This window comes from Rubritepida flocculans DSM 14296 (assembly GCF_000425365.1).
Classification (GTDB): domain Bacteria; phylum Pseudomonadota; class Alphaproteobacteria; order Acetobacterales; family Acetobacteraceae; genus Roseococcus; species Roseococcus flocculans.
The window spans coordinates 142,137-163,522 of sequence record NZ_AUDH01000005.1; the positions used below are offsets into that span (position 1 = coordinate 142,137).

Here is a 21,386-nt window from a genome sequence, read left to right on the forward strand (position 1 = left end):
AGCGCGGGCAATGCTCCCGCGCATCCCCTTCAACTGGCCCACCCTGGTCGGCGCCGAATTCGAACATGTGCGCACCGCGCTGAGCCGGGGCAAGCTCTCGGGCAATGGCGACTTCACCCGCCGCTGCCAGGCGCTGCTGGAGGAGCGCACCGGCGCGGCCCGGGCGCTGCTCACGCACTCGGCCACGGGGGCGCTGGAGATGGCCGCCATCCTCGCCGGCATCGAGCCGGGGGATGAGGTCATCATGCCCTCCTTCACCTTCTGCTCGACGGCGAACGCGGTGGTGCTGCGCGGCGGCGTGCCGGTCTTCGTGGACATCCGCCCCGACACGCTCAACATCGACGAGACCGCCATCGAGGCCGCGATCACCCCGCGCACCAAGGCCATCTCGGTGGTGCACTACGCCGGCGTGGCGGCGCAGATGGACGCGATCATGGAGATCGCGGAGCGCCACGGCCTCGCCGTGATGGAGGACGCGGCGCAGGCCCTGCATGCGAGCTTCCGCGGCAAGCCGCTCGGCAGCTTCGGCATGGCCGCCGCCATCTCCTTCCACGAGACGAAGAATCTCATCTCCGGCGAGGGCGGTGCGCTGCTGGTGAACGACCCCGAACTCGCGCTGCGCGCCGAGATCGTCTGGGAGAAGGGCACCAACCGCGCCCAGTTCGCCCGCGGCGAGGTGGCCCGCTACACCTGGGTGGACATCGGCTCCTCCTTCCTGCCTTCGGAGATCACGGCGGCCTTCCTACTCGCCCAGCTCGAGGCGGGGCCGGAGGTGACGGCCCAGCGCCTCGCCGCCTGGGAGCGCTACCACGCCCTGCTCGCCCCGCTGGAGGCGGCGGGCCGCCTCGCCCGGCCGCGCGTACCGCAGGAATGCGGGCACAACGGGCACATCTACTTCGTGCTGGTGCCCGAGGCCGCGCAGCGCGACCCCGCGCTCGAGCGCCTCGCCGCGCTCGGGGTGAACGCGGTGATGCACTATGTGCCGCTGCACTCCTCCCCCGCCGGGCTGCGCTACGGGCGCGCCGCGGGGCCCATGACCGTGACGGACGAGCTCTCCGCCCGGCTGATCCGCCTGCCGCTGCACCCGCGCCTCACGCCCGAGGAGCAGGCGCGGGTCGTGCGCGCGCTGGCCGACGTGCTCGGCCCGGGCTGAGGCGCGTGGCCCGCACCGTCGTCGTCACCCAGTCGAACTACCTGCCCTGGCGGGGCTGGTTCGACATGCTGCGCCAGGCCGATGCGCTGGTGATCCTCGACAGCGTGCAATACACCCGGCGCGACTGGCGCAACCGCAACCGCATCAAGACGCCGCAGGGCCTCGTCTGGCTCACCGTGCCGGTGGAGGCCAAGGGGAAATACCACCAGGCGGTGGACGAGACGCGCATCCAGGGCCGCGACTGGGCGGAGCAGCACCTGCGCGCCATCGCCCTCGCCTATGCCCGCGCCCGGCACCACGCCGAGGTCTTCCCCTGGCTGGAGGCGGTGCTGCGCGCCGCCGCCGGGGAGGAGCTGCTCAGCCGCATGAACGAGCGGCTGATCCGCGCCTTCTGCGACCGGCTCGGCCTCGGCCTGTCCATCACGCGCGATGCGGACCACATCCCCCGCGCGGAGCTGCCCGGGCTCGACCCCTCCGAGCGGCTGGCGGCGCTGGCCGAGGCGGTGGGCGCCACGCGCTACCTCTCGGGCCCCGCGGCCCAGGCCTATCTGGACCCCGCCCCCTTCGCCCGGCGCGGCATCGAGATCGCCTGGATGGATTATTCGGGCTACCCGCCCTACCCGCAGCTCTGGGGCGAGTTCGAGCCCGCCGTCTCGGTGGTGGACCTGATGCTGAACACGGGCCCCGAGGCGCCCCGGCTGCTGGGCCGGCCCGACTGAAGGCCGCTTGAAAACACCGGCGGGTCGGCCGCCCGCATTCTCGCACGGTCTCTTGAGGCGGGTCACACGCCGCGCCGGGCGGCCTGCGTCTCCAGGTATTCGCGCACCGACCGCGGCTGCGGGTGCTGGAAGCCCAGCAACTGGCGCAGCGCCTTGTCCTGGGTGAAGCCCTCGCCGAGATAGGCCGGCAGGTCGATCTGCTGGCGCATCATCGCGATGGTATAGACATGGTTCACCGCGCGCCGGTCGCGGTTCGTGCGGTTCTGCCCGCCGCCATGCCAGATCATGCAGTCGAGCACCAGGAAGCTGCCCGCCGGGGCTTCCACCTGGCGGCGCTGGGCCCGCAGCACGGGCTCGGAGGGGAAGGCCTCCTCCTTGTGCGAGGCGGGGATCACCCAGGTCGCGCCGTTTTCGGCGGTGAAGGGGTCGAGGCAGAACAGCGCGTTCAGCGCCAGCGGGCGCGTGCTGACGAAATGCTGGTAGGGCAGGTCCCGGTGGTAGGGGGACTGGCTGTAGCGCTCGCTCTCGGCCGGGTTCAGGATGCCGTTCTGCTGGTTCAGGATGAAGCCCGGCCCGATCAGCGCCTCGCACAGCGCAAGGATGCGCGGGTTGGCGGCCAGCGCCAGGAAGCGCGGGTCATCGGCCAGCGGGCAGCGCAGCAGATCGGCCTCGCCCACGCGCCGACGCAGATCGGCGAGCTCGTCCGACGCCGCCTTGCGGCGCAGCGCCTCGAAGCCCTCGCGCAGCCCCTCGAGCTCCGCCGGGCTGAGCCCCGCATCCACCACCGCGTAGCCGAGCAGGCGCAGCGTCTCCGCCGCCTCCTCGATGGCGGTGTTCGCCTGGTTCGCGATGCGCACCCCGTAGCGCGGCGTGGCGTCCATGGCCCGCGGCCTCCCCTTTGCCGGATCGCCTGATAGGGGGGCGGGCGGCCCTCGCCAAGCGGGGGGTTTTCGTCTAGGCGGGCCGTGCCGCCCCTTCGCGTCGGATCCGCCCGTGAAGCTCTCGATCGTCTCGACGCTCTATCGCTCGGCCCCCGGCCTCGAGGAGTTCCACCGCCGCTGCATGGCGGCGGCCGAGCCGCTCTTCGAGGAGATCGAGATGATTCTCGTGGACGACGGCTCGCCCGACGAGAGCCTGCGGATCGCGCTTGCGATCCAGGCGCGGGATCCGCGCGTGGTGGTGGCCGAGCTCGCGCGCAATTTCGGCCATCACAAGGCGATGATGACGGGGCTCAGGCTCGCCACCGGCGATCTGGTCTTCCTCCTCGACAGCGACCTCGAGGAGCCGCCCGAATCCCTCGCCGCCTTCCACGCGAAGCTCCTGGGCGAGGGCTGGGACGTGGTCTATGGCGTGCAGCCCGCCCGCCGCGGCGGCTGGTTCGAGCGCGTGACGGGCGAGGCCTTCTACCGGCTGATGGAGGCGCTGTCGGACCGCAGCATCCCGCGCAACCTGCTCACCGCCCGGCTGATGCGGCGCGACTATGTGGCCGCGCTGACGGCGCACGAGGACCGCAGCTTCCAGATGTCCGATCTCTGGGTGCTCACCGGCTTCCGCCAGGCGCCCATGGAGGTGGCGAAGCTCTCCCTCTCGCCCACCACCTACACGCTCGGCCGGCGCCTACGCATGGCGGTGGAGCATCTGACCACCACATCGACGCGGCTGCTCCACCTCGTCTTCTACGCCGGGCTCGCGCTGTCGGGGCTGGCGGTGGCGGTCACGCTGGTGCTGCTGCTGCGCTACCTCACCCATGGGGTGGCGATGGCGGGCTGGACCTCGGTCTTCCTCTCGGTCTGGTTCTTCGGGGGGCTGATCGTGCTGGTGCTCGGCATACTCGGCATCTACATCGCCGCGCTGCTCGAGGAATCGAAGCGCCGGCCCTACACGCATCTGCGGGCGCTGCACCGCGCGCCGGGCGGCCCCCCGACGGAAAAGGATCCTTCTCCATGAGCACCGAGGCGCTGCTGCAGCGCGTGGCCCGCTACTACGCCGGGCGGCTGGCCGAGCACGGGCCGACGCCGCGCGGCGTGGACTGGAACGGCGAGGAATCCCAGCGCCTGCGCCATGCGCAGTTCCTCCGCCTCCTGGGCGGCGAGCCCGAGGCCTCAGTGCTGGACCTCGGCTGCGGCTATGGCGATTTCCTCGACTTCCTGCGCGCCCAGGGCCATCGCGGCGCCTATGCCGGCTGGGACGTGGCCCCCGAGATGATCGCGGCCGCCCGCGCCCGGCATGGCGAGGGGGAGGGTGTGTGCTGGCATGTCGGCGCCACGCCCGATGCCCCGGCCGACTACGCCATCGCCTCGGGCGTGCTCAACGTGAAGGGCGAGACCGGCGAGGCCGAATGGGCCGAGTATGTGCTGGGCGTGATCGAGACGCTGGCTCAGGCCGGGCGGCGCGGCTTCGGCTTCAACCTGCTCTCCCTCTCCTCGGACCCGGAGAAGCGGCGGCCGCACCTCTACTACGCCGACCCGGCCGGGATGCTGCGCCACTGCCTCGACCGCTACGGCCGCCATGTGGCGCTGCTGCAGGATTACGGGCTGTGGGAGTTCACCGTGCTGGTGCGGCGGGGGTGACGACGGCGGCGGCATGACGGCCCGCCCCCGTCGCGCGCGCCAGGGCGCCGCCGCCCGAGGGGGCAGGCCGCGCCGGGGCCCGGCAGGGCGGCCGCGCGCCGACGCAGAGGGAGGGAGAGCAGCGGCCGCTGGTGGAAGGCCGGGTCAGCCGGCAGGCAGGGCGGCGCAATAGCGCTCCGCGAAGCGCAGCAGATCCTCGTCCACCAGCGGGAAACGGGGCGTGGGGCCCGGCGGGGGGAGATCGGCCCTGGGCCAGTCCAGCCCCGTCTCGGGCGAGAAGCGCAGCTCCCCCGCGCCGATGGAGCGCACCACCTGCAGCAGCAGCGGCAGAGAGGTCTCGAACAGCCTGCGGCCGAGCGCGGCGCGGCTGTCGCTGCGGGCCACCGGGGCGCAGCCCTGGGCCAGGATCGGCCCCTGGTCGAGCGTCGCGTCCACCAGATGCACGGTGACGCCGCACATGCGCATGCCCTGCTCGAGCGTGCGCCGCAGCGCGCCGAAGCCCGGGAACATGGGCAGCAGCGAGAGGTGCAGGTTGAACACCCGGCCGCGCATCTGCCCCAGCACCTCCTCGGAGAGGAGGCGGTTGAAGGTGAGGCCGAGCCACTCCGCCCCCGTCTCGCGCAGCAGGGCCGCCAGATCGGGATGATAGGCCCCGGCGCCGGGCGGGATCAGGCGGCAGGGCACGCCCCGCGCCTCGGCCAGCTCGGCGATCGGCGAGGGGCGGTCCGTCGCCACCGCCACGACCGAGACGGGCAGCAGCCCCGCCTCCGTCGCCTCCAGCACCGCCTGCAGGGCCCTGCCCTGCCCGCTGACCGCCCAGGCGAGCCGCTTCACGACGGGTCTTCCCCGCCGTGGATGCGGCGGACGAGCCAGCGCGGGCGCGCCTTCGTCTCGGTGTAGAGCTGGGCGATGTAGAGGCCGATGACGCCGAGCGACATGATGGTGAGCCCGCCCAGGAACCAGATGGAGAGGATGAGCGAGGCGAAGCCGACCAGCATCTCCTTCCCCCAGAGCAGGCGCAGCGCCAGCACCACGAGGCCCACGACCAGCGAGATGGCGGCGATGCTCGAGCCCACGAGGAAGACGAGGTGCAGGGGCCGGGCGGAGAAGGCGACGATGGAGCGCAGCGCCAGCGCCAGGCGCCGCTTGAAGTCGTAGGTAGAGACCTCGCGGTTGATCACGCGCTCCACCCGCACCGGAACCTGGCGGAAGCCCGGCCAGGCATAGAGGCCGCCCAGGAAGATGTTGCGCTCGGGCAGGCTGAGCAGCGCCTGCACATAGGCCCGGCGCATCAGCCGCACATGGCAGATGTTCTCCTGGGTGCGGGTCTCCGAGAGCAGGTTGAACAGCCGCCAGAACAGCCCGCTCGCCCACTGGCGCGCGCGCGAGCCGACCCTCTGGTCATGGTGGCCATAGACCACGTCCGCCCCTTCCCGCTCCAGCACCTCGGCGAATCGGATCAGCAGTTCGGGCGGCTCCTCCAGGTCGGAATCCACGAGGAAGACGCGCTCGCCGCGCGCATGGGTCAGCCCGGCCAGGATCGCGGCGTGGTGGCCGAAATTGCGGCTGAGCTCGATGACGCGGATGCGCGGATCGGCCCGTGCGACGCGCAGGGCGATCTCCAGCGCATCGTCGGGCGAGCCGTCGTCCACCACCACGATCTCGTGCGAGGCGCTCACCGCCTCGGCCGCCGCCCTGGCCCGGGCCAGGAAGGCCTCGATATAGGGGGCGGAGCGGTAGAGCGTCGTGACGACCGAGAGTTCGGGCTGTGGCATCGCCCGCTTCTACGCCCGCCGATCGCGAAAGGCCACTTGCGCGCGCCCGCTCACGCCGCCGCCTTGCGCGCCACCACCACCCGGCTGCCGCCCAGCGGCAGGTGCAGGCCCTTGAGGCTCATCCCCACCTCGGCCTGCAGCGCGGCGCGCAGCATCGCGTTCAGCCAGCGCGGCGGCGTCAGCTCGTCGGTCGCGCCGGTCTCGCGCAGGCCGCGCCGGGGCATCAGGCGCGAGGCGAGCATCAGCGGCAGGGTGACGCTGTTGTAGGAGAGGCTCGCCACCACTTCGAGCCCGGCGGCGCGGCAGCGCCCCTCGAGCTCGCCGCGCCCGTAGCGGCGCTTGTGCTGGGCGTGCTCGTCCGCGCCCGACCACAGCCACATGTGCTGCGGCACGGCCAGCACCACCCCGCCGCCCGGGCGCAGCGCGGCGGCGAAGGCGTGCAGCACCTCCTGGTCCTGCTCGATGTGCTCGAGCACGTCGAAGCAGCCGATCACGTCGAAGGCCGCGCGGAAGGGCATCTCCCGAGCGTCCATCTGCATCAGCTCCACCTCGGGCGGCAGCAGCCGCGCGGCATGGGCGAGCCCGTCGGCCGAGACCTCGGCGCCCAGCACCCGCCGCCAGGGCCGGGCGCGGGCGATGACGCCGGTGACGTAGCCGGTGCCGCAGCCCACTTCGAGGAAGCTCTCGGCGGCCGGGAAATGCCGCGCGATCAGCCCCGCGAGCAGCCGCGCGCGGGGGGCGAACCAGAAATGCCAGGGCTCGGCGGCCAGAAGCGCCGCGAAGCCGGCGGGGTCGTAGTCCGAGCCCTGGGCCGCCAGGGCGGGGGCGAGCAGGGCGAAGCCGTCCTGGCGCGGCGGCGCCCAGCCGCAGCTCTCGCAAGACAGCGCGGCGCCGAGCCAGGGCCCCGCCTCGGGCAGGGGTTTCTCCGCCCCGCAGCCGGGACAGACGAGGATGGGCGGGCTGGCCGGCATGGGGTGCCATTGCCAAAGCCGCCCCGCCCGCGCAACCCCTGCGGATTCCGCTGGCGCGCGCCCCCTTCGCAGGTGCAGCATCGCGGCATGGACGGCGCCCCCCCTTCCCTGCGCGAGGCCCTGCGGGCCCGGCTGCGCCATGCGCGCGAAGCCGCGGCCGAGGACCCCTTCGGCGACCCCGTGCTGCTCACCGCCCTCGTGGTCAGCCGCCAGCTCGACCAGGGGGCGGTGGATCTGGCCGGGCTGGAGGCGCTGGTGCAGTCCCTCGCCGATGAGGCCGCGGAGGCGCGGGCGCGGCGCCTCGCCGCCTATCTCGGCCACCGCCCCGGAACCGACCCCGCCGCCGCCTTCGCCCCGCTCGCCGCGCGCCTGGCCCGCCCCGACCCGGAGGACAGCCCGGTGCCCTTCGCCGCCTATCGCGCGGCGGTGGAGCGGGCGCGCTTCTGCGCCGTCTTCACCGCGCACCCCACCTTCTCGCTGCCCGAGGAGACGGCACGCGCGCTGGCCGAGGCCGCGAGCGAGGGGACGGGCCTGCCCGCACAGCTCGCCCATCGCCCCGCCCCGGTGACGCTGCGCCAGGAGTTCGAGCAGGCCGTCGCCGCCATCGCCCGCGGGCGGGATGCCCTGGATGGGCTGGCCGGGGCGATGCTGGACGCCGCGCGCGCCATCTGGCCCGACCGCTGGCACGGGCTCTGCCCCGCGCCCATCCGCCTCGCCTCCTGGGTGGGCTACGACACGGACGGGCGCACCGACATCGGCTGGTGGGACACGCTGCGGCTGCGCCTGGTGATGAAGCGGCTGCAGCTCGAACGCCTCGCCGCGCAGGTGGAGGGCGACGCCCCCGCCCTCTCCGCGCGGCTCTCGGCCGCCATCGCGGCGGTGACGGCGCAGATCGAGGCGGCGCCCGACGCGCCCGAGCCCGCGCGGGTGCAGGCGCTGGCCGAGGCGCTGGTCACGCGCGCCGAGGCCGCCCTCACCTCCCCCGCCCCGCTGCTGGAGGCCTTCGCGGCCGCGATCGCCGCCGCCCCCGACGATGCGGCGCGCCGGCGGCTCGCGGTGGCGCGGGCGGGGCTCGCGGGCCACGGGCTCGCGCTCGCGCACACGCAGATGCGGCTCAACGCCGCGCAGATCCACAACGCGGTGCGGCAGAGGCTAGGAATACTCGCCGCGCCCGACGACATGGCGCAGCGCCGCACCCTGCTCGCCCAGGTCAACGCCGCCCTGGCCGACCCCGCGCCGCGCCCCGTGGATTTCGGCGCGCTGCTCGGCGAACAGGCCTCCGCCGCCCGGCTGATGATGACGGCGGCGCAGATCGGCAAATGGGTGGACGGGGCCACGCCCATCCGCTTCCTGATCGCGGAGACCGAGACGGGCTACACGCTGCTCGCCGCGCTGTGGCTCGCCCGGCATCTGGGCTGCGAGCGGCATGTGGAGCTCTCGCCCCTGTTCGAGACGGCAAGCGCGCTCGAGCATGGCGAGCGCGTGCTGGACGAGGCGCTGCGCAGCCCGCATTTCCGCGACTATCTGCGCCTGCACGGGCGGCTGTGCCTGCAGTTCGGCTACTCGGACTCCGGGCGCTATGTGGGGCAGCTCGCCGCCTCCTATCTCGTCGAGCGGCTGAAGCTGCGCCTTGGGGAGCTGCTGCGCCGGCACGGGCTGTCGGGCATCGAGCTCGTGCTCTTCGACACCCATGGCGAGAGCATCGGCCGCGGCGGCCATCCCGACAGCCTGGCCGACCGGCTGGACTATCTCTTCCCGCCCCAGGCGCGGCGCGGCCTCGCGGAGGCCGGCTTCGCGGTACGCGAGGAATCCTCTTTCCAGGGCGGGGACGGCTATCTGCTCTGGGGCACGCCCGCCCTGGCCGCGGCCACGGTGGCGCGCATCGCCGAGCACGCCTTCGCCGAACCGCCCGCCGAGGCCGATCCGATCTATGCCGAGAGCGATTACGGGGCGGATTTCTTCGCCACCCTGCGGCGGGAGGTGCAGGCGCTGGTCGAGGATCCGGGCTATGCGGCGCTGCTGGGCGGCTTCGGGCCGGGGCTGATCGAGCGCACCGGCTCGCGCCCCGCGGCGCGGCAGACGGACGGGCTGGGCGGGCCGGTGCGGATCAGCCACCCCTCGCAGCTTCGCGCCATTCCGAACAACGCCATCCTCCACCAGGTGGGCTGGCTTGCGAACACGCTGCAGGGGCTCGGCGCCGCGGTGGCGGCGAACCCGGAGGCCTTCCAGGATTTGCGCGCGCGCTCGCCGCGCTTCCGCCGGGCCATGCAGATGGCCGCGCGCGCCGCCGCCTGCTCCGACCTCGGCGTGCTGCGGGCGGTGATCGGCACGCTCGACCCCTCGACCTGGCTCGACCGCGCGGCGGCCACCCGCCGGCCGGGCCGGCGCGAGGCGCTGCTCGCCGTGGCCGCGCGGCTCGATGCGCTCGACATGGCGGCCGCGCTGCGCCGCCTCTACCGGCGGCTGAAGGCGGACCACCTGGCGCTGCGCGCGGTCTGGACCGACCTGCCCGAGATGCCCGAGCGGCTGGTGCTGCTGCACGCGCTGCGGCTCGCGCTGATCCACCGCCTCTGGCTGCTCGCGGTGGCGGTGCCCGAGTTCAGCCCGCGCCATGGCATGACGCGCGAGGCGGCGATCGCGCGCATCCTCGCCCTGGATGTGGAGCCCGCGCTCGCGATGCTCGAGACGATCTTCCCCGACGCGCCGGACCCGGCCGCCGGCCTCGATTTCCACGAGCCCGCCGCCCCGGCCGAGAGCCCGAGCTACGCGCGCGAGCACGCCGAGCTCTTCGGCCCCATGCGCCGCCTCTTCGCCCTGGTGCGCGGCTGTTCGGCCGCCATCACCCATGAGGTGGGGGCCTTCGGCTGAGCCGGCCGCATCAGGGCCCATCGTGGGGCGCGAGCCCGTAGGGCCGAGCCAGCGCCCGGACATGGGCTGGGATCATCCGCCGCGCGCGGGCGGGTTCGGCGCGTTCGAGGTGCAGGATGCTCTCCACCGCCTTCATCTCCACCCGCGCCCGGGCGAACTCGAGCCCTCGCGGCCCGAGGCGCGGCATCAGCCAGCCCATGAGGGGGCGCAGCCAGCCGGGCATGCGGCGCAAGGGCAGCCCGCCCGCGGCGCGGCGCGTGTTCTCCAGGAACCCCTTCACAGGGCCGGCGCGGCTGCCGCGGCTGCGGGGGTGGGAGAGTTCGATTTCCCCCTCGAGGAGGCGCAGGATTTCCTCCCCACGCGCGTTGCGCACCAGGATCCATTGCCGCCCCTCCCCGCCCATGTAGCCCACGGTGATGTCGGCCAGGACATTGGTGTAGTCCACGCAGCTCCGGCAGGTCATGGGGAAGAAGTCCGGAGGCAGTCGGGAGATGGGGAGCTTAAGGAAGGGAATCTCGCGTCGCCGCCCGCCGGCGTAGCGCAGCTCCACGTGGAAATCCGCGCGGAACTCCAGGTAGGTGATCTCCTCCGGGCGCCCGTCCAGAAGATCCAAGAACCTATGGAAGTTTTCCGTGGTCGTGTTGTCGGAACATGGCGTTCCTATGACGTAGATCCTCTCGAAGCCCAGCCCCACCTCCAGCGCGCGCAGCGCATAGACCTGGCAGGGGATTCCTATGACGCCGATCCTGCGGTGGCCCGCCGCCCGGGCGGGCTCCAGCAGCGCCAGCAGCGGCGCATAGCCCATCCGCATGCCCCGGCAGCGGGCCAGATCCTCCGCCCGCGTCACCAGCACGGGAACGGGCCGCCAGCGATCGGCGGGGTCGGGCGCCATGGTCAGCACCGCCTCCACCGCCCCCGTCTCCAGCAGCCGCTCGGCCAGCCTTGTGGTGATGCCGCTCCATTGCGCGCCCGGCCGCGGGGCCGTGAGCCGCGCCCGCCACATGGCCCGGAAGGGGCCGAAATGCAGCTCGTCCGGCCGGGCGGGATCGCGCGCCCGGCCATGCACCCGCGCCTCGGCGGCCGGGTAATCGGGCGCGATGAACTGGCAGGCCCGCGCGCAGGCCTTGGGGTTCTCCATGCGCGAGACGCCGCAATCCGTGCACAGATGCCGGTGCGGCGCGGAGCGCAGCCCGGGGAAATCGGCCCCGGCAGAGGGCGGCAGGCTGTCCATCCGGCAAGCCTATGCAATGGACATCCGCCGCGTCCACCATAGCTGACAGGCACCCGATGACGCGCTCCCTCACCCCCCTCGCCCTGCTCGGCCCCTATCTGCGGCCTCATCTGGGCCGGTTGCTGGCCGCGCTGGCGGCGCTGCTGCTGGCCGCGGGGCTGGTGCTGCTGCTCGGCCAGGGGGTGGCGCGGCTGATCGACGAGGGGCTCTCGGCCGGCTCCGCGCCCGGGCTGAACAACGCCGCCGCCTTCATGGCGGGCGTCATCGCGCTGCTCGCCCTCGCCACCGCGCTGCGCTTCTACCTCGTCACCTGGCTCGGCGAGCGGGTGGCGGCGGATTTGCGCGCCGCCCTCTATGCCCGCGTGCTCGATCTCTCGCGCGCCGATGTCGAGACGGCCGCGCCGGGCGATCTGCTCTCGCGCATGACGAACGACGTGGCGCTGCTGCAAGCCCTCGTCGGCTCGGCGGTCTCCATGGGGCTGCGCGCCGCGCTCACCGCCGCCGGGGCGCTGGTGCTGCTGGTGCTGACCAGCACCAAGCTCGCGCTCGTCGTGGTGGCGATCCTGCCGCTCGTCGTGGGGCCGCTCATCCTCTTCGCCCGGCGCGAGCGCCGCCTCTCCCGCGCCGCGCAGGACCGGCTGGCCGATCTCGCCGCGCGCGCCGAGGAGGGGCTGAACGCGCTCGCCACCGTGCAGGCCTATGGGCAGGAGGCGGCCGAGCGCCGGCGTTTCGGCGCGGAGGTGGAGCAGGCCGTCGCCGCCGCGCGCCGGCGCATCCGCAACCGCGCGACGGTGCTGCTGCTCGCCATCCTGCTCGGCTTCGGCGCCATCACCCTCGCCCTCTATGTGGGCGCGCAGGACGTGATCGCGGGGCGCATGTCGGGCGGCCAGCTTTCGGCCTTCGTGTTCTACGCGGTGCTGCTCGCCTCCTCCGGCGGCACGCTCTCGGAAATCTGGGGCGAGGTGCAGCGCGCGGCGGCGGCGGCGGACCGCATCCTGGAGGTGCTGGGCCGCGCGCCCTCCCTCGCCTCGCCCGCCGCGCCGGCCATCCTGCCCCCGCCGCGCGGGCGCATCGCCTTCGAGGGCGTGCGCTTCCGCTATCCGACGCGGCCGGAGAGCCTCGCGCTCGACGGCTTCGACCTGCGCGTGGCGCCGGGCGAGACGGTGGCCCTCGTCGGCCCCTCGGGGGCGGGCAAGAGCACGGTGCTGCAGCTTCTGCTGCGCTTCTACGACCCCGAGGCGGGCCGGGTGACGCTGGAGGGGATGGACATCCGCGAGGCCAGCCTGTCCGCGCTGCGCGCCCGCTTCGCCTACGTGCCGCAGGAGCCGGTGATCTTCCGCGCCAGCGCCGCCGAGAACATCCGCTACGGCCGCCCGGAGGCGAGCGACGCGGAGGTGGAGGCTGCCGCCCGCGCCGCCGCCGCGCACGGCTTCATCTCCGCCCTGCCGCAGGGCTATGCGAGCCCGCTCGGCCCGCGCGGGGTGCTGCTCTCGGGCGGGCAGCGCCAGCGCATCGCGCTGGCCCGCGCCATCCTGCGCGACGCGCCCATCCTGCTGCTCGACGAGGCGACCAGCGCGCTCGACGCCGAGAGCGAGCAGGCCGTGCAGCAGGGGCTGGAGCGGCTCTCGGCCGGGCGCACCACCCTTGTCGTCGCGCATCGCCTGGCCACCATCCGGCGCGCCGACCGCATCGTGGTGATGGAGGCGGGGCGCGTGCTGGCCGAGGGCACGCATGAGGGGCTGGTGGCCGAGGGCGGGCTCTACGCGCGCCTCGCCGCGCTGCAGTTCCGCGACCCCGCCCCGGCCGGTTGAACCCGGCCCGCCCCGGGTCCATCCTGCCCCGAAAGAGAGGGAGGGACCGGCCATGGATGATCCGGTGCTGCGCGAGGCCCAGGCGCCCGCCGCCATGGCGCGCTGGGTGCGGGATTTCGGCGCGGCGATGGAGGCGGGGGACGCGGCCGGCGCGGCGGCGCTCTTCGCCCCGGAATCCTGGTGGCGGGATCTGATGGCGATGGAGTGGAGCATCCGCACCCATGCGGGCCCCGCCGCCATCGCCGCCCTGCTCTCGGCCCGGCTGCCCGTGCTGCGCCCGCGCCAGGTGCGGCTGCTGGAGGGCTGGCCCGCCCCGCGCCGGGTGGTGCGCGGCGGCGGCACGCCCTGCCTCGAGGGCTTCATCGGCTGGGAGAGCGCCCATGGCCCGGTGGAGGCCGCGCTCCGCCTCGTCGAGACGCCCGACGGCCCGCGCGGCTGGATCATCGCCGCCCACCTCACCGGCCTGCCCGGCCGCCCCCCGCCCGAGACGGTGCGCCACGCCAACCCCGAGGATTACGCCCGCCAGTTCGGGGGCGAGAACTGGGCCGACCGCCGCCGCCGCGCCCAGGCCTATGCGGAGCGCGAGCCCGCCGTGCTGGTGCTCGGCGCGGCCCAGGCGGGGCTGTCCATCGCCGCGCGCCTCACCGCCTTCGGCGTGGACACGCTGGTGGTGGACCGCGAGGCGCGCATCGGGGATTCCTGGCGCCGCCGCTACCACGCGCTGACGCTGCACAACGAGACGCACGTCAACCACCTGCCCTACATGCCCTTCCCGCCCACCTGGCCGGTGTTCATCCCCAAGGACAAGCTCGCCAACTGGTTCGAGAGCTACGCCGAGGCGATGGAGCTCAATGTCTGGACCGGCACGGAACTCGTCTCGGGCCGGCGCAACGCCGCGGACACGGAATGGGAGATCCTGCTGCGCCGGGCCGACGGCTCGCAGCGCCTGGTGCGGCCGCGCCACCTCGTCATGGCCACCGGGGTCAGCGCCATTCCCGTCATGCCCGATCTGCCCGGGCTCGGCGATTTCGCCGGCACGGTGATGCACTCGGGCGCCTACACCGAGGGCCATGCCTGGAAGGGCCGGCGCGCGCTGGTGCTGGGCACGGGCAACTCCGCCCATGACGTGGCGCAGGACCTGCACGAGAGCGGCTGCCAGGTCACCATGATCCAGCGCAGCCCCACCCATGTGGTGAGCATCGAGGAGGCGCAGCGCGTCTATTCGATCTACACCGAGGGGCTGCCGACCGAGGCCTGCGACCTCCTGGCCACCGCCGCCCCGCACGAAGTGCTGGTGCGCGGCTACCGGCACGCCACCGCCATCTCCAAGCGCGCGGACGCCGATCTGCACGCGCGCCTCGCCGCGCGGGGCTTCCGCCTCTCCGACGGCATCGGGGGCACGGGGTTCCAGTATCTCTACCTGCAGCGCGGCGGCGGCTACTACTTCAACGTCGGCTGCTCGGACCTGATCGCGGAGGGCAGGATCGGCCTCATCCAGCTCGCCGACATCGCGCGCTTCGAGGCGGGCGGGGCGCGGATGAAGGACGGCGCGCTGCACGAGGCGGATCTGATCGTCTGCGCCACCGGCTACCTCAACATGCAGGAGACGGCGCGCGCCCTGCTGGGCGATGCGGTGGCCGAGCGCATCGGCCCCGTCTGGGGCTTCGGCGAGGATGGCGAGCTGCGCAACATGTGGCGGCCCACCGCGCAGAAGGGGCTGTGGTTCACCGCGGGGGGGCTTGCGCAGGTGCGGATCTATTCGCGCCCCCTCGCGCTCTGCATCGCGGCGCAGGAGATGGGGCTCGGCTGAGATGCGGCGCATCGCCCAGCCCGGCCCCGCGCCTGCGGCGCGCGCCGTCAGCGAGCCCTGCGCGGCGCGGCCCATCGTCGTGGACCTCCCCGCGGGGGCGCGGCTGCTCGATGCGCTCGCCGCGCTGATGGCGCGCGAGGGGGCGGAGGGGGGCAGTTTCACCCTGACCGGCGGCGCGCTGGACCCTTTCGGCTATGTGATGCCCGCCGCCTCGCCCGATGCCGCGCACGCCGCCTTCTACAGCGCCCCGCACCGCCCGCCGGGCGGCGGGCGGTGGGAGCGCGGGGCGGTCACGCTCGGTTGGCGCGGCGGCGCGCCCTTCTTCCACTGCCATGGGCTCTGGCGCGAGGCGGAAGGGGTGCGGCGCGGCGGCCATGTCCTGCCCGAGGAGAGCGTGATCGCCGCCCCCATGCGCGCCGAGGGGGTGCTGCTGCGCGGCGCGCGCTTCGAGGCCATGCCGGACGCCGAGACGGGCTTCACCCTCTTCGAGCCGCGCCCGGGCGCGCTGGCCGCGCCCGCGCCGAACGCGCTGGCGCTGCGTCTGCGCCCCAACCAGGACGTGACGGCGGCGCTTTCGGGCCTTGCGCGCGGGGCGGGCTTCGCGCAGGCCGCCCTGCCCGGGGCGGTGGGCAGCCTGATCGGCGCGCGCTTCGCCGATGGGCGCGTCACCGAGCCCTTCGCCACCGAGGTCTTCCTCGCGCCGGGCCCGCTCTCCGCCCCGCTGCGCGCCGGGCTGGTGGACATGGAGGGCGGGCTTGCGGAGGGCGTGCTGATCCCGGGCGAGAACCCGGTGCTGATGACGCTGGAGGCGGTGCTGCTGGCCGCATAGCGCGCGCCTGAACCCCCCGCCGCCCGTCTCACGCACGGATCACGGTGCGGATGGCGAAGCTCGACTGGATGCGCGCCACGCCGGGCATGCGCGAGAGCGCCTCCTTGTGGATGCGCTCGTAATCGGCCGCATCCCGCGCCTCCACGCGCAGCAGGTAGTCGGCGAGGCCGGTCATGAGGTGGCATTCGCGCACCTCGGGGCATTTGCGCACCGCCTCCTCGAAGCGGCGCAGATGCTCGTCGGTCTGCCGCTCCAGGGTGATCTGGACGATCACCACCACGCCCTCGCGGGGCGGGGCCTCGTCGAGCACCACGGTGTAGCCGCGGATGATGCCGGAGCGCTCGAGCAGGCGCAGCCGGCGCAGGCAGGCGGAGGGGGAGAGCCCCACCGCCTGGGCGAGCTTCGCATTGGGCATGCGCGCGTCCTGGCGGAGCTGGCGGAGGATGGCGCGGTCCTTCTCGTCCATTCGCAGAATCTCCGGAATCCCCGCATAAAGTGCGACATACTTGGTTCATCGCGCCAGATCTGCGCCGCTTGGGCCGGATCTGCGCCGGGCCCGCCGCTATCCTTCCCGGCATCGGATGGCGGAGGCGGCGATGCGGGTTCTCGTTCTCGGCGCGGGCGTGGTGGGCGTGACCAGCGCCTGGTATCTGGCGCAGGCGGGCCATGAGGTGACGGTGCTGGACCGCCAGCCCGGCCCGGGCCTCGAAACCAGCTTCGCCAATGCGGGCCAGGTCTCGCCGGGCTATTCCGCCCCCTGGGCGGCCCCGGGCATTCCCGTCAAGGCGCTGAAGTGGCTGATGATGCGCCACCGTCCCCTGGTGCTCTGGCCGAGCCTCGACCACGGGCTCTATGGCTGGCTCGCGCGGATGCTGGCGAACTGCACCGAGGAGGCCTATCGCCGCAACAAGTCCCGCATGGTGCGCCTCGCCGAATACTCGCGCGACTGCCTGCGCGATCTGCGCGCCGAGACGGGCCTCGACTACGACGCGCGCAGCCGCGGCACGCTGCAGCTTTTCCGCACCCAGAAGCAGCTCGATTCGGTGGGGGCGGACACGCGCGTGCTCGACGCCTTCGGCGTGCCCTATGAGCTGCTGGACGCGGCGGGCTGCGCGGCGGCCGAACCCGCGCTGGCCGCCGTCGCCGGAAAATACGTGGGCGGGCTGCGACTGCCGGGCGACGAGACGGGGGATGCCCACCTGTTCACCCAGCGCCTCGCCGCTCTCGCCGCCGCGCGCGGCGTGCGCTTCCGCTACGGCGAGAGGATCGAGGCCATCGAGGCCGAGGCGGGCCGCGTGCTGGGCGTGCGCACCGCCGCGGGCCGGCATGCCGCCGACGCCTATGTGGTGGCGCTGGGCAGCTATGGCCCCGCGCTGCTGCGCCCGCTGGGCGTCTTCGTGCCGGTCTATCCGGTGAAGGGCTATTCGCTCACCCTGCCCGTCACGGATCCCGAGATGGCGCCCGTCTCCACCGTGATGGACGAGACCTACAAGGTGGCCATCACGCGGCTGGGCGAGCGCATCCGCGTGGGCGGCACGGCTGAGCTCGCGGGTTTCTCGCTGCGGCTGCGCGCGGCGCGGCGGGCCACGCTGGCGCATTCGGTGGGCGATCTCTTCCCCCGCGGGGGGGATCTCGCGCGCGCGAGCTTCTGGACGGGGCTGCGCCCCATGACGCCCGACGGCACGCCGGTGGTGGGCGGCACGCGCTACGCCAACCTCTTCCTCAACACCGGGCATGGCACGCTGGGCTGGACCATGGCCTGCGGCAGCGGCCGGCTGATCGCGGACATCGTGAGCCGGCGCCCGCCCGAGATCGCGCATGAGGATCTGGCGCTCGCCCGCTACGCGATGGCCTGAAGCAGGCGGCCGCATGGCCGGGCGTGTCGCGCATCACGGCAAGCCGAAGCCGGGATGAGGGGGGGCATCACGCCCCGGCCCGTAAACGCGGTCTCGGGCCGCGGAGGGCCCGGCGATGGACAGGCGGGTCGGAGGGGTGGCTGGGGGACCTGGATTCGAACCAAGGCTGCCCGGGTCAGAGCCGGGAGTTCTACCGCTAAACTATCCCCCAAGCGGCGCGGGCGGCCTCATAGCAAAGCGCGCGCCGCCTGCCAACCCGCTTTGCGCTTGCGCCGCGGGAAAGGCTTCACGATGATGACATACGACACATGCTCAGGCCGCACCCCCCATGCGCCCCTCCCTCGCCACCGCCTCGCCGCCGCGCGGGCTGCCGGCCCGCACCGCTCCCCCTGCCCCGCTTTTCGCGGCGCTCGATCTCGGGACCAACAACTGCCGGCTGCTGATCGGCGCGCCGAGTCGCGCCGGCATCCGCGTGGTGGAGAGCTTCTCGCGCGTGGTGCGGCTGGGCGAAGGGCTGGCCGCCAGCGGCAGCCTCTCCGAGGCGGCGATGGAGCGCACGCTCGCCGCGCTCGCCGCCTGCGCCGACCGGCTGCAGCGCCGCCCCGTGCGGCGGCTCGCCGCCGTGGCCACCGAGGCCTGCCGCCGCGCCGCGAACGGGCCCGCCTTCCTCGCCCGCGCCGAGGCCGAGACGGGGCTGCGCCCGCGCATCATCTCCGCGCGGGAGGAAGCGGAGCTCGCCATGGAGAGCTGCAGCCCCCTCCTCACGCCCGAGGACCGTCGGGCCATCCTCTTCGACATCGGCGGCGGCTCGACCGAGATCGCCTGGGTGCGCGCGGGGGCGCGGCCGGAGCTGATCGGCTACCTCTCGCTTCCCTGCGGCGTGGTGACGCTGGCCGAGGGCGAGGACTGCTTCTCGCCCCGCGGCTTCGCGAAGGTGGTGGAGACGATCACCGAGCGCCTCGCCGCCTTCGACCGGCTGCACTGCATCGGCCAGGAAATCCGCCGCGGCGGGGTGCGGCTGATCGGCACCTCCGGCACGGTGACGACGCTGGCGGGGGTGGTGCTGAAGCTGCCGCGCTACAACCGCGCCCTGGTGGATGGCCGGCGCATCCCCGCCGAGGCGGCCGATGACGCGCTGGCCGAACTCTTCGCGCTGGGCCGGCGCGGGCTCATGGCGCACCCCTGCGTCGGGCCGGAGCGGGCGGATTACGTGCTGCCCGGCTGCGCGGTCTATGCCGCCATCCGCCGCCTCTGGCCGGTGGAGGAGGTGACGGTGGCCGACCGTGGGCTGCGGGAGGGGATGCTGATGCGCCTGATGCGCGGCGAGACGCGTGGTGCCGCGGGCCGGGGCTGACGCGCCGCCCGCGCGCGCCTACACCCGCGCCATGCCCCCCGGCCCCCGCAACACCCGCACCAGCCTTCGCAGTACGCGCGGGCGCAGCACCGCCTCGCAGCGCTGGCTCTCGCGCCAGCTCAACGACCCCTATGTGAAGGCGGCGAAGGCGGCGGGCTGGCGCTCGCGCGCCGCCTTCAAGCTGATCGAGCTGGACGACCGCTTCGGCCTCATCACCCCCGGCTGCCGGGTGGTGGACCTCGGCGCCGCCCCTGGCGGCTGGACGCAGGTGGCGCTGCGGCGCGGCGGGCCGGCGGCGCGGGTGGTGGGGCTCGACCTGCTGGAGATGGAGCCCATCCCCGGCGCCACCCTCCTGCGCGGCGATTTCCAGGAGGAGGCGGCCGAGGCCGCGGTGCGCGCCGCCCTCGACGGCCCCGCGGATCTCGTGCTCTCCGACATGGCGCCGAACACCACGGGCCACACCGCGACGGACCATCTGCGCATCATGGCGCTCGCCGAACTCGCGCTCGATTTCGCGCTGAAGGTGCTCCGGCCCGGCGGCGCCTTCGTGGCCAAGCTGTTCCAGGGCGGGGCGGAGCGCGAGATGCTCGCGCGGCTGCGCCGGCATTTCGCAGAGGTGCGCCACGCGAAGCCCCCCGCCTCGCGCAAGGAATCGGCCGAGACCTATGTGGTGGCCACGGGGTTCCGTCCCTGATCGGTCATGGCCCGCGCGCTTGCGGCGCGGGGGGGCGGGGGTTAAGGAAGCGCGCCAAGGTCGCGCGTGACCGCCCGAAAGGCCCCGCCCATGGCAGATTCCCCCCTCCCCGCCCCCTCGCCCGGGCCCATCGCCATCGCCGAGGCCTACGCCTTCGACGATGTGCTGATGCTGCCGGCCTACTCGCAGGTCCTGCCGAGCCAGACCGACACGCGCACGCGGCTGACGCGCGAGATCGGCCTCAACATTCCCCTCGTCTCGGCGGCGATGGACACGGTGACCGAGGCGCCCATGGCCATCGCGATGGCCCAGCGGGGCGGGATCGGCGTGATCCACAAGAACCTCTCGCCCGAGGAGCAGGCCGAGCAGGTGCGCCAGGTCAAGCGCTTCGAGAGCGGGATGGTGGTGAACCCGGTCATGGTCCACCCCGACCAGACGCTGGCGGAGCTGATGGAGCTGAAGGCGCGCCACAAGATCAGCGGCTTCCCGGTGGTGGAGCCGGGCACGGGCCGGCTCGTGGGCATCATCACCAACCGCGACGTGCGCTTCGCCACCGACCCCAAGCAGCGCGTCTATGAGCTGATGACGCGCGAGAACCTGGTGACCGCCCCGCAAGGCGTGTCGGCCGAGCAGGCGCGGGCGCTGCTGCACAAGCGGCGCATCGAGAAGCTGCTGGTGGTGGACGAGCAGAACCGCTGCGTCGGCCTCATCACCGTGAAGGACATGGACAAGGCCGAGGCGCACCCTGCCGCGGTGAAGGACGCGCTGGGCCGGCTGCGGGTGGCCGCGGCCACGGGGGTGGGCGAGGACGGGTTCCGCCGCGCCGAGCTGCTGGTGGCGGCCGAGGCCGATGTGGTGGTGGTGGACACGGCGCACGGCCACTCCGCGGGAGTGCTGCGCGCGATCGAGCGGATCAAGCGCCTGTCCAACGCCGTGCAGGTGGTGGCGGGCAATGTGGCGACCCCCGAGGGGGCGCTGGCGCTGATCGAGGCCGGGGCGGATGCGGTGAAGATCGGCATCGGCCCCGGCTCCATCTGCACCACGCGGATCGTGGCCGGGGTGGGGGTGCCGCAGCTCACCGCCGTTCTCGAATGCGCGGCGGCGGCGAAGGAGCACGGCGTGCCCGCCATCGCCGATGGCGGCATCCGCAACTCCGGCGACATCGCGAAGGCGCTGGCCGCCGGCGCGGAATGCGTGATGATGGGAAGCCTGTTCGCAGGAACGGACGAAGCGCCTGGGGAAGTCTTCCTGTATCAGGGCCGTAGCTACAAATCCTATCGCGGGATGGGAAGCCTAGGAGCCATGGCCCGGGGCTCGGCCGACCGCTACTTCCAGGCCGAGGTGCAGGACCAGATGAAGCTGGTGCCCGAGGGCGTGGAGGGGCGCGTGGGCTACAAGGGGCCGGTGGGGAATGTGATCCATCAGCTCGTGGGCGGCCTGCGTGCGGCGATGGGCTACACCGGCTCGGCCACGATCGCCGAGCTGCAGAAGAACGCCCGCTTCCGGCGCATCACCAATGCCGGGCTGCGCGAGAGCCATGTGCACGACGTGGCGGTGACGCGCGAGGCGCCGAACTACCGCCACGACGGCTGAGGCGGGCCGCCCCCAGGGCTCAGGGAAGGCCGTCCCATCGGCACGGCCGCAGCGTGGGTGGGCCCGCCCCACCGCCATCGCCGGCGGCGGCAGCAGCGGCATCGCAAGCCCCCCCTCCCCCGCCGGGCGTGGCCCGGCCTCCGGAGGCGGGG

General features: G+C 73.8%; 18 protein-coding genes and 1 tRNA gene. 12 read left to right on the forward strand and 7 right to left on the reverse strand.

The features are described from left to right. Positions 1-10 precede the first annotated feature (10 nt). Together rffA and H596_RS0107270 are read left to right on the forward strand one after the other, a co-directional pair. Entirely contained in the window at positions 11-1,153 is a 1,143-nt protein-coding gene (gene rffA, locus H596_RS0107265; RefSeq protein ID WP_027284317.1) for a dTDP-4-amino-4,6-dideoxygalactose transaminase, read from the forward strand. Between the two features lie 5 nt (positions 1,154-1,158). Then, positions 1,159-1,872: a WbqC family protein gene (locus H596_RS0107270; protein WP_037300401.1), complete on the forward strand. Its 714-nt coding sequence runs from the start codon at positions 1,159-1,161 to the stop codon at positions 1,870-1,872. A 62-nt stretch (positions 1,873-1,934) separates the two neighbouring features. Here the strand turns inward: H596_RS0107270 and H596_RS0107275 are convergent, their stop codons facing one another. Further along, the gene (locus tag H596_RS0107275; RefSeq protein WP_027284319.1) at positions 1,935-2,753 is read right to left on the reverse strand and encodes a phytanoyl-CoA dioxygenase family protein; all 819 of its coding nucleotides are present in this window, start codon (positions 2,751-2,753) and stop codon (positions 1,935-1,937) included. A gap of 112 nt (positions 2,754-2,865) precedes the next feature. On the opposite strand from H596_RS0107275, the gene H596_RS20575 reads away from it, so the two are divergent. Next, on the forward strand, positions 2,866-3,819 hold the full coding sequence (locus tag H596_RS20575; protein WP_051212561.1) for a glycosyltransferase family 2 protein: 954 nt from the start codon (positions 2,866-2,868) through the stop codon (positions 3,817-3,819). Then, positions 3,816-4,442, forward strand: coding sequence for a class I SAM-dependent methyltransferase (locus tag H596_RS0107285; protein WP_027284320.1), 627 nt, complete (start codon positions 3,816-3,818; stop codon positions 4,440-4,442). The genes H596_RS20575 and H596_RS0107285 overlap by 4 nt, the downstream gene beginning before the upstream one ends. A 144-nt stretch (positions 4,443-4,586) precedes the next feature. On the opposite strand, the gene purN is transcribed toward H596_RS0107285, so the two are convergent. From purN to H596_RS20585, 3 genes are read right to left on the reverse strand one after another with little or no spacing between them, the layout of a single operon-like run. Continuing rightward, entirely contained in the window at positions 4,587-5,276 is a 690-nt protein-coding gene (purN, locus tag H596_RS24085; RefSeq protein ID WP_051212563.1) for a phosphoribosylglycinamide formyltransferase, read from the reverse strand. After that, entirely contained in the window at positions 5,273-6,217 is a 945-nt protein-coding gene (locus H596_RS0107295; RefSeq protein ID WP_027284321.1) for a glycosyltransferase family 2 protein, read from the reverse strand. The genes purN and H596_RS0107295 overlap by 4 nt, the downstream gene beginning before the upstream one ends. Positions 6,218-6,267: 50 nt before the next feature. Further along, positions 6,268-7,188, reverse strand: a complete 921-nt coding sequence (locus tag H596_RS20585) for a class I SAM-dependent methyltransferase (protein ID WP_084602616.1) — start codon at positions 7,186-7,188, stop codon at positions 6,268-6,270. Positions 7,189-7,275: 87 nt separating this feature from the next. Between H596_RS20585 and H596_RS0107305 the strand changes: the two genes are divergently transcribed. Then, positions 7,276-10,056, forward strand: coding sequence for a phosphoenolpyruvate carboxylase (locus H596_RS0107305; protein ID WP_027284322.1), 2,781 nt, complete (start codon positions 7,276-7,278; stop codon positions 10,054-10,056). A gap of 10 nt (positions 10,057-10,066) precedes the next feature. On the opposite strand, the gene H596_RS0107310 is transcribed toward H596_RS0107305, so the two are convergent. Continuing rightward, complete coding sequence (locus H596_RS0107310) at positions 10,067-11,287, reverse strand: Coenzyme F420 hydrogenase/dehydrogenase, beta subunit C-terminal domain (RefSeq protein WP_027284323.1); 1,221 nt, start codon at positions 11,285-11,287, stop codon at positions 10,067-10,069. 56 nt (positions 11,288-11,343) lie between these two features. Here H596_RS0107310 and H596_RS0107315 point away from each other — a divergent pair, with 56 nt between their 5' ends. Genes H596_RS0107315 through H596_RS0107325 form a run of 3 tightly spaced genes read left to right on the forward strand, consistent with a single transcriptional unit; the run spans position 11,344 to position 15,737 of the window. After that, positions 11,344-13,098: an ABC transporter transmembrane domain-containing protein gene (locus tag H596_RS0107315; RefSeq protein ID WP_051212564.1), complete on the forward strand. Its 1,755-nt coding sequence runs from the start codon at positions 11,344-11,346 to the stop codon at positions 13,096-13,098. A 52-nt stretch (positions 13,099-13,150) separates the two neighbouring features. Further along, positions 13,151-14,908 carry a flavin-containing monooxygenase gene (locus tag H596_RS0107320; protein ID WP_051212566.1) on the forward strand — a complete coding sequence of 586 codons (1,758 nt, stop codon included), beginning with the start codon at positions 13,151-13,153 and terminating at the stop codon, positions 14,906-14,908. Position 14,909: 1 nt separating this feature from the next. After that, entirely contained in the window at positions 14,910-15,737 is an 828-nt protein-coding gene (locus tag H596_RS0107325; RefSeq protein WP_027284326.1) for a PPC domain-containing DNA-binding protein, read from the forward strand. A 28-nt stretch (positions 15,738-15,765) separates the two neighbouring features. On the opposite strand, the gene H596_RS0107330 is transcribed toward H596_RS0107325, so the two are convergent. After that, a complete protein-coding gene (locus H596_RS0107330; RefSeq protein ID WP_037300402.1) occupies positions 15,766-16,203 on the reverse strand; it encodes an Lrp/AsnC family transcriptional regulator in 438 nt (145 codons plus the stop codon). Between the two features lie 130 nt (positions 16,204-16,333). Here H596_RS0107330 and H596_RS0107335 point away from each other — a divergent pair, with 130 nt between their 5' ends. After that, positions 16,334-17,593, forward strand: a complete 1,260-nt coding sequence (locus H596_RS0107335) for a D-amino acid dehydrogenase (protein WP_027284328.1) — start codon at positions 16,334-16,336, stop codon at positions 17,591-17,593. Positions 17,594-17,730: 137 nt separating this feature from the next. Here H596_RS0107335 and H596_RS0107340 read toward each other — a convergent pair. Beyond that, positions 17,731-17,804 (reverse strand) — tRNA-Gln (locus H596_RS0107340). Between the two features lie 117 nt (positions 17,805-17,921). On the opposite strand from H596_RS0107340, the gene H596_RS20590 reads away from it, so the two are divergent. The 3 genes from H596_RS20590 to guaB all read left to right on the forward strand — a co-directional run bounded on the left by H596_RS20590 (position 17,922) and on the right by guaB (position 21,234). Further along, complete coding sequence (locus H596_RS20590) at positions 17,922-18,947, forward strand: Ppx/GppA phosphatase family protein (RefSeq protein ID WP_084602618.1); 1,026 nt, start codon at positions 17,922-17,924, stop codon at positions 18,945-18,947. Positions 18,948-18,978: 31 nt separating this feature from the next. Next, a complete protein-coding gene (locus tag H596_RS0107350; protein ID WP_027284329.1) occupies positions 18,979-19,641 on the forward strand; it encodes an RlmE family RNA methyltransferase in 663 nt (220 codons plus the stop codon). A gap of 90 nt (positions 19,642-19,731) precedes the next feature. Further along, entirely contained in the window at positions 19,732-21,234 is a 1,503-nt protein-coding gene (guaB, locus tag H596_RS0107355) for an IMP dehydrogenase (RefSeq protein ID WP_051212570.1), read from the forward strand. The last annotated feature ends 152 nt before the right edge of the window (positions 21,235-21,386 follow it).

Bases quoted from the DNA above. Each gene is read 5' to 3' on its own strand.
- rffA (WP_027284317.1), top strand. From the start codon at position 11: ATGCTCCCGCGCATCCCCTTCAACTGGCCCACCCTGGTCGGCGCCGAA.
- H596_RS0107325 (WP_027284326.1), top strand. From the start codon at position 14,910: ATGCGGCGCATCGCCCAGCCCGGCCCCGCGCCTGCGGCGCGCGCCGTC.
- H596_RS0107310 (WP_027284323.1), bottom strand. From the start codon at position 11,287: ATGGACAGCCTGCCGCCCTCTGCCGGGGCCGATTTCCCCGGGCTGCGC.
- H596_RS0107305 (WP_027284322.1), top strand. From the start codon at position 7,276: ATGGACGGCGCCCCCCCTTCCCTGCGCGAGGCCCTGCGGGCCCGGCTG.
- H596_RS0107330 (WP_037300402.1), bottom strand. From the start codon at position 16,203: ATGGACGAGAAGGACCGCGCCATCCTCCGCCAGCTCCGCCAGGACGCG.
- H596_RS20590 (WP_084602618.1), top strand. From the start codon at position 17,922: ATGCGCCCCTCCCTCGCCACCGCCTCGCCGCCGCGCGGGCTGCCGGCC.
- H596_RS0107295 (WP_027284321.1), bottom strand. From the start codon at position 6,217: ATGCCACAGCCCGAACTCTCGGTCGTCACGACGCTCTACCGCTCCGCC.
- H596_RS0107315 (WP_051212564.1), top strand. From the start codon at position 11,344: ATGACGCGCTCCCTCACCCCCCTCGCCCTGCTCGGCCCCTATCTGCGG.
- H596_RS20585 (WP_084602616.1), bottom strand. From the start codon at position 7,188: ATGCCGGCCAGCCCGCCCATCCTCGTCTGTCCCGGCTGCGGGGCGGAG.
- guaB (WP_051212570.1), top strand. From the start codon at position 19,732: ATGGCAGATTCCCCCCTCCCCGCCCCCTCGCCCGGGCCCATCGCCATC.
- H596_RS0107285 (WP_027284320.1), top strand. From the start codon at position 3,816: ATGAGCACCGAGGCGCTGCTGCAGCGCGTGGCCCGCTACTACGCCGGG.
- H596_RS0107335 (WP_027284328.1), top strand. From the start codon at position 16,334: ATGCGGGTTCTCGTTCTCGGCGCGGGCGTGGTGGGCGTGACCAGCGCC.
- H596_RS0107350 (WP_027284329.1), top strand. From the start codon at position 18,979: ATGCCCCCCGGCCCCCGCAACACCCGCACCAGCCTTCGCAGTACGCGC.
- H596_RS0107275 (WP_027284319.1), bottom strand. From the start codon at position 2,753: ATGGACGCCACGCCGCGCTACGGGGTGCGCATCGCGAACCAGGCGAAC.
- H596_RS0107320 (WP_051212566.1), top strand. From the start codon at position 13,151: ATGGATGATCCGGTGCTGCGCGAGGCCCAGGCGCCCGCCGCCATGGCG.